Annotated in this window: 9 protein-coding genes; 3 read left to right on the plus strand and 6 right to left on the minus strand. The window is 71.0% G+C overall.

Annotation, left to right across the window (positions count from 1 at the left end):
• Nucleotides 1–155 precede the first annotated feature (155 nt).
• A complete protein-coding gene (gene rpsD, locus AN218_RS16180) occupies nucleotides 156–767 on the minus strand; it encodes a 30S ribosomal protein S4 (protein ID WP_070017597.1) in 612 nt (203 codons plus the stop codon).
• A gap of 53 nt (nucleotides 768–820) precedes the next feature.
• Here rpsD and AN218_RS16185 point away from each other — a divergent pair, with 53 nt between their 5' ends.
• Nucleotides 821–1678, plus strand: a complete 858-nt coding sequence (locus AN218_RS16185; RefSeq protein WP_079132229.1) for a DUF2470 domain-containing protein — start codon at nucleotides 821–823, stop codon at nucleotides 1676–1678.
• 87 nt (nucleotides 1679–1765) lie between these two features.
• Here AN218_RS16185 and AN218_RS16190 read toward each other — a convergent pair whose 3' ends face one another.
• The 4 genes from AN218_RS16190 to AN218_RS16205 form a co-directional block, all read right to left on the minus strand.
• Nucleotides 1766–3172 carry a replication-associated recombination protein A gene (locus AN218_RS16190; protein WP_070017599.1) on the minus strand — a complete coding sequence of 469 codons (1407 nt, stop codon included), beginning with the start codon at nucleotides 3170–3172 and terminating at the stop codon, nucleotides 1766–1768.
• Nucleotides 3173–3254: 82 nt separating this feature from the next.
• Nucleotides 3255–3896 carry a vitamin K epoxide reductase family protein gene (locus AN218_RS16195; protein ID WP_070017600.1) on the minus strand — a complete coding sequence of 214 codons (642 nt, stop codon included), beginning with the start codon at nucleotides 3894–3896 and terminating at the stop codon, nucleotides 3255–3257.
• 70 nt (nucleotides 3897–3966) lie between these two features.
• A complete protein-coding gene (hisS, locus tag AN218_RS16200; protein WP_070017601.1) occupies nucleotides 3967–5229 on the minus strand; it encodes a histidine--tRNA ligase in 1263 nt (420 codons plus the stop codon).
• An 11-nt stretch (nucleotides 5230–5240) separates the two neighbouring features.
• Nucleotides 5241–5957: an MBL fold metallo-hydrolase gene (locus AN218_RS16205; protein ID WP_070017602.1), complete on the minus strand. Its 717-nt coding sequence runs from the start codon at nucleotides 5955–5957 to the stop codon at nucleotides 5241–5243.
• A 239-nt stretch (nucleotides 5958–6196) separates the two neighbouring features.
• Here AN218_RS16205 and AN218_RS16210 point away from each other — a divergent pair, with 239 nt between their 5' ends.
• Together AN218_RS16210 and AN218_RS16215 are read left to right on the plus strand one after the other, a co-directional pair.
• Nucleotides 6197–7012 (plus strand): peptidylprolyl isomerase, encoded by an 816-nt coding sequence (locus AN218_RS16210; RefSeq protein WP_070017603.1) that lies wholly within the window; start codon nucleotides 6197–6199, stop codon nucleotides 7010–7012.
• Nucleotides 7013–7171: 159 nt separating this feature from the next.
• Entirely contained in the window at nucleotides 7172–8404 is a 1233-nt protein-coding gene (locus AN218_RS16215; RefSeq protein ID WP_070017604.1) for a DUF349 domain-containing protein, read from the plus strand.
• Nucleotides 8405–8583: 179 nt separating this feature from the next.
• On the opposite strand, the gene AN218_RS16220 is transcribed toward AN218_RS16215, so the two are convergent.
• Nucleotides 8584–10975, minus strand: a 2392-nt coding sequence (locus AN218_RS16220) for a RelA/SpoT family protein (RefSeq protein ID WP_079132230.1), incomplete at its 5' end; no start/stop codon positions are given.

Raw genomic sequence — 10975 nt, forward strand, 5'->3', positions numbered from 1 at the left:
ACGCCGGCCGCCGGGCGGGCGCAGGGGCGGCGGTCAACAGCCGTACGGACGCCTCCGGTTGGAGATCCGGAGCGGCGTCCGGCGGGCCCGCCGCGCGGCGTGCGCCACGCGCGGCCCGTCCGTCGGCGGGCGACCGACCCCTCGCGCCCGCGGGTTCAGCGTGCGTAGTACTCGATGACCATCTGCTCGTCGCAGACCACAGGGATCTCCTTGCGGTTCGGCGTACGGTCCAGACGGAAGGCGAGCGCCTCCAGGTTGACCTCGAGGTAACGCGGGGTCTCGCCGTCGGGGGCGTAGCCGCCCTCACGCGCGACGAGGAACGGGTGCTTGTTGCGGCTGCGTTCGCGGACCTGCACCACGTCCTCCGGCTTCAGCCGGTAGGAGGGCTTGTCGACCTTGCGGCCGTTCACCGCGATGTGGCCGTGCACGACCATCTGACGGGCCTGGTAGATGGTGCGGGCCAGACCGGAGCGGAGCACGAGCGCGTCGAGGCGGCGCTCCAGCTCGATGACGAGCGCGTCGCTGGTCTTGCCGCCCGTCTTACGGGCGCGGTCGTAGGCGCGCACCATCTGGCGCTCGCTGATGTCGTACTGGGCGCGCAGCCGCTGCTTCTCCAGCAGCCGGACCTTGTAGTCGCTGTTCTGCTTGCGCCCGCGGCCGTGCTCGCCCGGCGGGTAGGGCCGGTGCTCGAAGTACTTCACGGCCTTCGGGGTCAGCGCGATGCCGAGGGCACGCGACTTCTTGACCTTGGGACGCGACTGGTTCACTGAACAGACCTCCGTGTAAGTTAGGTGAGGCTTACCTTAGCGGAGGAGAACGTATGTTTCGACCTGGGATTCCCCGCACCGGAGCCGATTCCGGTTCCGAACGGGAACAGCCGCGTCCCGTGGAAGACGCCCGGGCACCTGATGCCGCGGAGCGCGTACGAACCCTCGTGGAATCCAGCGTATCGGCCGTGCTCGACATTCCTTCAGCCCGCCCTACGGAAACAGCGGCTCTCGGCCACGGCAGCCCGGAGGCCCGCGCCGTCACGGAGGACGGTGACGTCGTACTTCTCGTCCCCGCCGCCTCGCCCGCCGCGCAGCTCGCGGCGCGTGCGAGCGGCGACGAAGTCACCGCGGTGATGGAAATCACCGACGTGGCACCGGTCGCGGTGCCCCACCGCGTACGGGGCCGGGCCTGGGTCGCGGGCTGGCTCACACCCGTGGGACGTGAGGAACGTGCCGACCTCGCACGGCTGATCACGGCACGGCACCCGGGCGGGCCGCCCGCGGCCGACATCGCGTGGGTGCTGCTGCGGCTGGAGGTCGGGGAGGCGTACGTCGACGACCTGTGGGGCGCGGAGTCGGTCGAGCCCGACGACTTCGCGGCGGCGTCCCCCGACCCGCTCGCACCGCACGAGGCCGAACTCCTCCAGCACTTGGCCGCCTCCCACGACGACCAGATGCGGACCCTGTGCGGGCTGCTGGGCGACCCCGGGCCGGCGTGTGCCGCGGCGAGTGCGCGGGCGGTGCCGCTGTCGGTGGACCGGTACGGGATGCGGGTGCGCTTCTGCGATCTCGAAGGCCACCAGGCCGGGGCGTGCTTCGACGCGAGGTTCGAGTTCCCGGACCCGGTGGACGACGTGGCCCAGTTGCGGCAGGCGATGCGGCTGCTGTTCGCGGCGGCGGCGGAGTAGCGCCAACGGGGCGGTGCCGTACGGGACTTCGGGCGGGCGGACGGGATGGAACGGGGCCGGGGTGCGCCCGGCCCCGGGCGGCAGGCCCTAGCTCTCGCCGTCCGGTGTCTCCCGCGGTGCTGATTCCTGTTGCGGCGACGCCGGGGCACTGCCCCGCAGCCGTTCGCGGACGCGCTCGGCCACCTCGGCGTAGCGCGCCTCCGCTCCGTACCGCGTCGGCTCGTAGTAGCGCCTGCCGTGGACGGTGTCCGGGGCGTACTGCTGCGCGGCGATGGCGCCGGGCAGGTCGTGCGGATACTGGTAGCCCTTGCCGTGGCCGAGCTTCGCCGAGCCCTGGTAGTGGCTGTCGCGCAGATGCGGGGGCACGGGACCGGCCAGCCCCGCGCGTACGTCCGCGAGGGCGGCGTCCACCGCGAGGTACGCGGCGTTCGACTTCGGCGCGAGGGCGAGTGCGACCACCGCGTGGCCGAGCGTGATGCGGGCCTCGGGGAAGCCGATCATGGCCACCGCCTGGGCCGCGGCCACCGCCGTCTGCAGAGCGGTCGGGTCCGCGAGGCCGATGTCTTCGCTGGCGGAGATCATCAGCCGGCGCGCGATGAACCTCGGATCCTCCCCCGCCTCCACCATGCGTGCCAGATAGTGCAGCGCGGCGTCGACGTCGGAGCCGCGGATCGACTTGATCAGGGCGCTGGCGACGTCGTAGTGCTGATCGCCGTCGCGGTCGTAGGTCACGGCCGCCCTGTTGACCGCCTCCTCCAGCGTGGCCAGCGTGACCTCGGACTCGCCCTTGGCGAGGGCCGCTCCCGCGCCCGCCTCCAGCGCCGTCAGCGCGCGGCGGGCGTCGCCGCCCGCGATCCGCAGCAGATGGTGCTCGGAGTCCGCGGGCAGCGTGACCGAACCGCCGAGACCGCGCTCCTCCTCCACGGCCCGGCGTACCAGCGCGCGCACGTCGTCCTCGGTAAGGGCCTCCAGCGTCAGCAGCAGCGAACGCGAGAGCAGCGGCGAGATCACCGAGAAGTACGGGTTCTCCGTCGTGGCCGCGATCAACGTGACCCAGCGGTTCTCCACGGCGGGCAGCAGGGAGTCCTGCTGGGCCTTGCTGAAGCGGTGGATCTCGTCGAGGAAGAGGACGGTGTCCTTGCTGTACGCACCGGAGGAGCGGCGGGCGCTGTCGATGACCGCCCGCACCTCCTTCACTCCGGCCGTGATGGCCGACAGTTCGACGAAGCGCTTGTCGGTGGCCTTGCTGACGACGTACGCGAGGGTCGTCTTGCCGGTGCCCGGCGGGCCCCAGAGCATCACCGACGAGGGGCCGGCGGGGCCTCCGCCGCCCTCGCCGACGAGGCGGCGCAGCGGGGAGCCGGGGCGCAGCAGATGTTGCTGGCCCACGACGTCGTCGAGGGTGCGCGGGCGCATCCGTACGGCGAGGGGGCTGGCCGAAGGGTCCTGCGCCTGGCGTTCCTCTGCGGCGGCGGTGAACAGGTCGGGTTCCACGCCAGGAACCCTAAATCAACGCTCCGACAACGCGGCCGGGACCACCTCGGATCCGGCCCCGTCCCCAACGGTCTGCGCTTCCTCAGCGCGTCCAGAAGTCCCACCAGCGCACCAGGACCAGCAGCCCGATGACGCCGATGTGCAGCACCGGCAGCACCCACGGGAACTCGTCCAGGAAGCCGCGTACCGGTGAGGGCGCGGGCAGGAAGCCGTGCCGGACGTTGTGCGCCGTCACGTACCAGAACATGACGATGGTGGCGACCCAGGCCAGCGAGCACCACAGGCACAGGGCGCCGATGTCGTACAGGGACTGGTACATGAGCCAGGTGCAGAAGCCGACGCCGAAGAGCGTGCCGGCGTTGAACGTCAGCCAGTACCACCGCGGGAAGCGGGCGCCCGTCAGCAGGCTGACCCCGACACAGATGACGATCGCGTACGCCACGAGCCCGATCATCGGGTTCGGCACCCCGAACGCCTCGGCCTGCTCGCTCTTCATGATGCTGCCGCAGGAGATGACCGGATTGAGACTGCACGCGGGCGTGAAGTCCGGGTTCTCCGCGAGCTTGATCTTGTCGAGCGTGATCACCCATGCCGCCAGCAGACCGGCGGCCGCCGTGACCAGCAGCATCCAGGCGAAGGCGCGTGAGGCGCCGACGACGCCGGTGCCCTCCGGTTCCCTGTCGGTGCCGCTGCGAGCGTCGTCGAGGGGTGCCGTCATGGTCATGAGCCCTAGATCCCGTCGTCGGTCCTCTGCTGCCCCGTGTGCCGCTCATTGTGCACCAAGGGCCGTACTGTCAGCGGAGCTTCCCGGCCACCTCGGCCACCACCCCGTCCAGCGGTACGGCGGTCTGCTCACCGCTGCCCAGGTCCTTGAGCTGCGCCACGCCCTGGGCGAGATCCCGATCGCCGACCAGCAGCGCGTAGCGGGCGCCGGAGCGGTCGGCGGACTTCATGGCGTTCTTCATGCCCTTGCCGCCGTAGGCGAAGTCGGCCGCGACGCCCTCCCTGCGCAGCTCGGTGACCACCCGGAAGAGTGCACGCCGCGCCTCGTCCCCGATCGGGACGGCGAACACGTCCGTGGGGGCGGGCAGTTGGAGCTCGACGCCCTCCGCGCGCAGCGCCAGCACCGTACGGTCGACGCCCAGCGCCCAGCCCACGGACGGCAGCGCGGGCCCGCCGAGCATCTCCGACAGCCCGTCGTAGCGGCCCCCGCCGCCGACGGCCGACTGCGAGCCGAGCCCGTCGTGGACGAACTCGAAGGTGGTGCGCGTGTAGTAGTCGAGGCCGCGCACCAGCCGCGGGTCGTCCTCGTAGGCGACGCCCGCCGCCGTGAGCAGTTCGCGCACCTGCTCGTGGTACGACTTGCACGCCTCGCAGAGGTGGTCGCGCATCATCGGGGCGTCGGTGAGCTGCCGCTGCACGCTCTCGCGCTTGTCGTCCAGGACCCGCAGCGGGTTGATCTCGATGCGGTGCCGGGTGTCCTCGTCGAGGTCGAGCCGGCGCAGGAAGTCCTGGAGCACCGCGCGGTAGACGGGACGGCACTCCTTGTCGCCCAGGGAGTTGAGCAGGAGACGGAAGTCGCGCAGCCCCAGCGAGCGGTACGCGTCGTGGGCGAGGATCACCAACTCGGCGTCCAGGGACGGGTCCTCGGTCCCGATCGCCTCGGCGCCGACCTGGCTGAAGTGCCGGTAACGGCCCTTCTGGGGGCGCTCGTAGCGGTAGTACGAGCCCGAATACCACAGCTTCACCGGGAGGTTGCCGCTCTTGTGCAGGCTGGCCTCCAGCGCGGCGCGCAGCACCGAGGCGGTGCCCTCGGGGCGCAGGGCGAGTTCGTCGCCGCCCTTGGTGGTGAGGGTGTACATCTCCTTGGTCACGATGTCGGTGGATTCGCCGACACCGCGCGCGAACAGTTCGACCTGCTCGAAGCCGGGCGTCTCGACGTAGCCGTATCCGGCGCGGCGCAGCGGCGCGGAGAGCGCCTCACGTACCGCGAGGAAGTCGGCGGACTCCGGCGGGATCAGGTCGTAGGTGCCCTTGGGGGCCTTGAAGGTGGTCACGGAAGGTCTCGTCACATTCCTCGTCGCGGGGCGGCACCCGTGGCACCGCCGCCCGGCCCGGCCGCCACCTGCCGCAGGAAGGGGTTGGCGGCGCGTTCCCGGCCGATCGTCGTCTGGGGGCCGTGGCCCGAGAGCACCACGGTCTCGTCCTCCAGCGGCAGGCACACGCGGGCCAGCGACTGGAGGATCTCCTCGTGGTCTCCCCCGGGCAGGTCGGTACGTCCGATGGAGCCGGCGAAGAGCAGGTCGCCCGAGAAGAACACCGGTGGCACATCGGCCTGTTCGGGCATCCGGAACGTCACCGACCCCTTGGTATGGCCCGGGGCGTGCGTGACGGTCAGCTCCAGACCGGCCAGGCGCAGCGTGGCCCCGTCGGTCAGCTCCTCGACGTCGTCCGGCTCCCCCACCGTCAGCTCGCCCATGAGCGGCTGGCCGATGGCCCGGCCCAGCGCCTTCTCCGGGTCGCTCATCATGTAGCGGTCCTCGGGGTGGATCCAGGCGGGCACGTCGTGGGCGCCGCAGACCGGCACGACCGAGGCGACGTGGTCGATGTGGCCGTGGGTCAGGATGACGGCGACCGGCTTCAGCCGGTGTTTGGCGACGGCCTCCTCGACGCCTTCGGCGGCCTGGTGGCCCGGGTCGATGATCACGCACTCCTCGCCGGCGGCGGGGGCGACCAGATAGCAGTTGGTCCCCCAGGCCCCGGCGGGGAACCCGGCAACAAGCACGATCGTCCTTCAGTCGTCCGGAAATCGGTCACGGCGCCCGTGCCGACAGCCCGGGAACGCCGGAGGCCTGCGGCGATCCGCGTCTCCCGCCCCGCCGGTCAGGCCCGTCACAGCCTACCGGCGGCGGACCGGGCGCCGCGAACCCGTATACGGTACGGGCGGACTCTGGTACGTACGCAGGCATCCCCCGCCGAGGCCCACGCAGGTACGGCCCGCAGGATCCGAAGGAGAATCCCCCGGTGGTCAGCAGCGAACAGCGCAGAAAGCAGCTTGCACGCGAGAAGTACCAGCGGCAGCAGGCGAGGCGGGAGGAGCGCCGGCGCAAGGCCCGTCTGCGCAACATCGCGATCGCCGCCGCCGTGGTGCTGGTGCTCGGGGCGGGCGCCGCCTACGCCGCGTCCGGCGGGCTGGGCGGCGAGGAGGAGAAGGCGAAGAAGCAGAGCTCCTCGAAGGACACCTTCTGCGACAAGCCGTCGAAGGGCGGGCCCAACGGCAAGCAGTGGAAGAAGGAACCCGCCCTCGACGTCGACGAGTCGGCGACGTACACGATGGACCTGAAGACGACGTGCGGCGACATCCGCTTCGACATGGAGGCCGCGAAGACCCCGCACACGGCCAACTCCTTCCGCTTCCTGGCCGGTCAGAAGTTCTTCGACCACACCAAGTGCCACCGCCTGGTCGACCGGACCATCCACGTCCTGCAGTGCGGGGACCCGAAGGCCACCGGCAAGGGCGGCCCCGGCTACACGCTCCCCGACGAGAATCTGAAGGACCCGCGGCTGAAGGGCGGCACGTACCCGGCGGGCACGGTCGCGATGGCGAACAGGTACGACGCCCAGTCGAAGAAGGGCCGGGACACCGGCGGCAGTCAGTTCTTCCTCGTCTTCGAGGACAGCAAGCTCCCGCCCGACTACACCCCGTTCGGGAAGATCACGAAGGGCATGGGCGTGCTGAAGAAGATCGCGGACGCCGGCTCGACCCCGGATCCGCAGACGCAGAACACCCCGCCCCGGGCGAACGTGGTGATCGAGCGGGCCACCGTCACCAAGTCCTGACCGGCCCGGCTGTGTACGTACGGTGCCCTTCGCGTGCACAATTTCGCTCCGTCCGCATGCGGACAGCGCGGGCGGCCTTCGCCTATGTTGGCAATGACGAGACTGTGGACGATGCCGGGGGGCCCGCACCCAGCCTGGGCATCTTGTGGAGGAGGCGCTGTGAGCAGCGACCCGTCGTGGGGCCGCGTCGATGAGGCGGGGACCGTTTACGTGCGTACAGCCGACGGTGAGAAGGTCGTCGGATCCTGGCAGGCAGGTTCCCCGGAGGAGGCTCTGGCCTACTTCACGCGCAAGTACGAGGGCCTGGTCGTGGAGATCGGCCTGCTGGAGCGGCGCGTGCAGACCACGGATCTGTCCGCCAAGGACGCCACGGCCGCGATCGACCACATCCGCGAGCAGGTCGACGCGCATCACGCCGTCGGCGATCTCGACGCGCTGCGCAGGCGGCTCGACGCCCTGACGGCCGCCGTCGAGAAGCGCCGCGAGGAGCGCAAAGCGGAGAAGGCCCAGCAGAACGAGCGGGCACGGCACTCCAAGGAAGAGCTGGTCGCCGAGGCGGAGGAGCTGGCGCAGAGCGAGCAGTGGCGGGCGGCCGGCGACCGGCTGCGCGCCCTGGTGGAGAACTGGAAGCGTCTGCCGCGGCTGGACCGCAAGACCGACGACGAGCTGTGGCGCCGCTTCTCGCATGCCCGCTCCGCGTTCTCCAAGCGCCGCAAGTCCCACTTCGCGCAGCTCGACGCGCAGCGCGAGGAGGCCCGTCAGCGCAAGGAGAAGCTGGTCGCCGAGGCGCAGGCGCTCTCCGACTCGCGGGACTGGGGCCCCACGGCCGCCAAGTACCGCGATCTGATGCAGGAGTGGAAGGCCGCGGGCCGTGCGCAGCGCGAGCACGAGGAGGACCTGTGGCAGCGCTTCCGCGGCGCCCAGGACGTCTTCTTCCAGGCGCGCAGCGAGGTGTTCGCCGAGCGGGACGTCGAGCAGCGCGAGAACCTCGCCCGCAAGGAGGAGTTGGCCACCGAGGCGGAGAAGCTCCTTCCGGTCACCGACCTGAAGGCCGCCCGCAACGCGTTCCGCGGGATCAACGAGCGCTGGGACGCCGTCGGTCACGTACCCCGTGACGCACGGGCGAAGATCGAGGGCCGTATGCACACGGTGGAGCGGGCGATCCAAGAGGCCGAGGAGGCCGAGTGGCGCCGTACGAACCCCGAGGCGCGGGCCCGCGCGGCGGGGCTGACCGGACAGCTCCAGGACGCCGTCGACAAGCTGCGCGGCCAGGCGGAGAAGGCGCGCGCGGCGGGCAACACCGCCAAGGCGGAGAAGCTGGAGAAGGAGCTGGCGGGCCGTCAGGAGCTGCTGGACCAGGCGCTGAAGGGGCTGGAGGAGTTCGGCGGCTGAGGCGTTCGCTCGGGCCGCGCCGCTCAGCGGGCCCGAGCGGGCCCTGCGGCCGGACGGGCCGGTGGCTGCGGGGAGTTGCGCGGCGAGGAGGCGGATCCGGCTGAACGGGCTTGCGCCCGGGCCGGGTTCGGCGACGGGGCGCCGGACCGGTCGAGGAGTGCGCCGCCCGGCCGATCCGGTCAGGACGGCTTGCGCGAGGACGTCACCCGGTAGACGTCGTAGACGCCCTCCACGCTGCGTACCGCTTTCAGTACGTGTCCCAGATGCTTGGGGTCGCCCATCTCGAAGGTGAAGCGCGAGGTGGCGACGCGGTCGCGGGAGGTCTGCACGGCCGCCGAGAGGATGTTGACGTGCTGGTCGGAGAGGATCCGCGTGACGTCCGACAGCAGCCGGGAGCGGTCCAGCGCCTCGACCTGGATGGCGACGAGGAAGACCGACGACTGGCTGGGCGCCCACTCGACGTCGATGATCCGCTCGGGCTCCTTCGTCAGGGAGTCGACGTTGACGCAGTCCGTACGGTGCACGGAGACCCCGTTGCCACGGGTGACGAAGCCGATGATCGGGTCTCCGGGCACCGGCGTACAGCACCGGGCCAGCTTGACCCACACGTCGTCCACGCCCTTGACCACGACGCCCGGATCGGAGTTCGCCCGGCGCTTCGCGCGGCGGGTGGCGGCCGGCATCGGCGGCGCGGTCTCGGCCAGGTCCTCGTTGGCGGCGTCCTCGCCGCCGAGGGACTGTACGAGTTTCTGCACGACGCTCTGCGCGGACATATGGCCCTCGCCGATCGCGGCGTAAAGGGCGGAGATGTCGGCGTAGCGCATCTCGTGGGCGAGCGTGACGAGGGAGTCGCCGGTCAGGATGCGCTGGATCGGCAGGTTCTGCTTGCGCATCGCGCGCGCGATGGCGTCCTTGCCCTGCTCGATGGCCTCGTCGCGGCGTTCCTTGGTGAACCAGGCGCGGATCTTGTTGCGGGCGCGCGGTGACTTTACGAAGCCCAGCCAGTCGCGGGAGGGCCCCGCGCCGGGCGACTTGGAGGTGAAGACCTCGACGGTGTCGCCGTTGTCGAGGGTGGATTCCAGCGGCACCAGCCGCCCGTTGACGCGGGCGCCGATCGTACGGTGGCCGACCTCGGTGTGGACGGCGTACGCGAAGTCCACGGGGGTGGCCTCGGCGGGCAGCGCGATGACGTCGCCCTTCGGCGTGAAGACGAAGACCTCGTTGCGGGAGAGGTCGAAGCGCAGCGACTCCAGGAACTCGCCCGGGTCCTCCGTCTCCTTCTGCCAGTCGAGCAACTGCCGCAGCCACGACATGTCGTTGACGTGCTCGTCGCCCTTGCCGGTGCCCTTGGGGACGTCCGTCCGCACCTTGGAGGCGCCGGCGACCGCCTGCTGCTTGTACTTCCAGTGGGCGGCGATGCCGTACTCGGCGCGGCGGTGCATGTCGAACGTGCGGATCTGGAGCTCGACGGGCTTGCCGCCGGGGCCGATGACCGTCGTGTGCAGCGACTGGTACATATTGAACTTCGGCATCGCGATGTAGTCCTTGAACCGGCCCGGGACCGGGTTCCACCGGGCGTGCACGGTGCCCAGCGCGGCGTAGCAGTCGCGGACGGTGTCCACCAGGACGCGGATGCCGACCAGGTCGTAGATCTCCGCGAAGTCGCGGCCGCGGACGATCATCTTCTGGTAGACGCTGTAGTAGTGCTTCGGGCGGCCGGTGACGGTGGCCTTGATGCGCGCGGCCCGCAGATCGGCCTGGACCTCGTCGGTGACGACGGCCAGATACTCGTCCCGTTTCGGGGCGCGCTCGGCGACGAGGCGGACGATCTCGTCGTACATCTTCGGGTAGAGGATCGCGAACGCGAGGTCCTCCAGCTCCCACTTGATGGTGTTCATGCCGAGCCGGTGCGCGAGGGGCGCGAAGATCTCCAGCGTCTCCCGGGCCTTCTGCTCCTGCTTGGCCCGCTTCAGATAGCGCATCGTGCGCATGTTGTGCAGGCGGTCGGCGAGCTTGATGACCAGCACCCGGGGGTCCTTGGCCATGGCGACGACCATCTTGCGCACGGTCTCGGCCTGCGCCGCCTCGCCGAACTTGACTTTGTCCAGCTTGGTGACGCCGTCCACGAGGAGCGCGACCTGCTCGCCGAAGTCCCGGCGCAGCGCGTCCAGTCCGTACTCGGTGTCCTCGACGGTGTCGTGCAGCAGCCCGGCCATCAGCGTCGCCGGGTCCATGCCCAGTTCGGCGAGGATCGTGGTGACGGCGAGGGGGTGCGTGATGTACGGGTCGCCGCTCTTGCGTTTCTGGCCCCGGTGCCAGCGCTCGGCGACCTGGTAGGCGTGCTCGATCTGGCGGAGGGTCGCGGACTCCATCTTCGGATCGTTGCCGCGCACGATCCGCAGCAGGGGCTCCAGCACCGGGTTGAACGGGCTGGAGCGCTGGACGCCGAGGCGCGCGAGCCGGGCCCGTACGCGGTTCGAGGAGCCGGAGCGGCCCGAGACCCCGGAGACGGCGCGGGCCGGGGCCACGCGCTCGCTCGCGTGCTCGCCGTCGGGCGGCGCGGCCGGTGCG

Source organism: Streptomyces nanshensis, from assembly GCF_001751255.1.
GTDB lineage: Bacteria > Actinomycetota > Actinomycetes > Streptomycetales > Streptomycetaceae > Streptomyces > Streptomyces nanshensis_A.

Coding starts and splice junctions, on each gene's coding strand:
- AN218_RS16185 (WP_079132229.1), top strand. CDS start 821: ATGTTTCGACCTGGGATTCCCCGCACCGGAGCCGATTCCGGTTCCGAA.
- AN218_RS16195 (WP_070017600.1), bottom strand. CDS start 3,896: ATGACCATGACGGCACCCCTCGACGACGCTCGCAGCGGCACCGACAGG.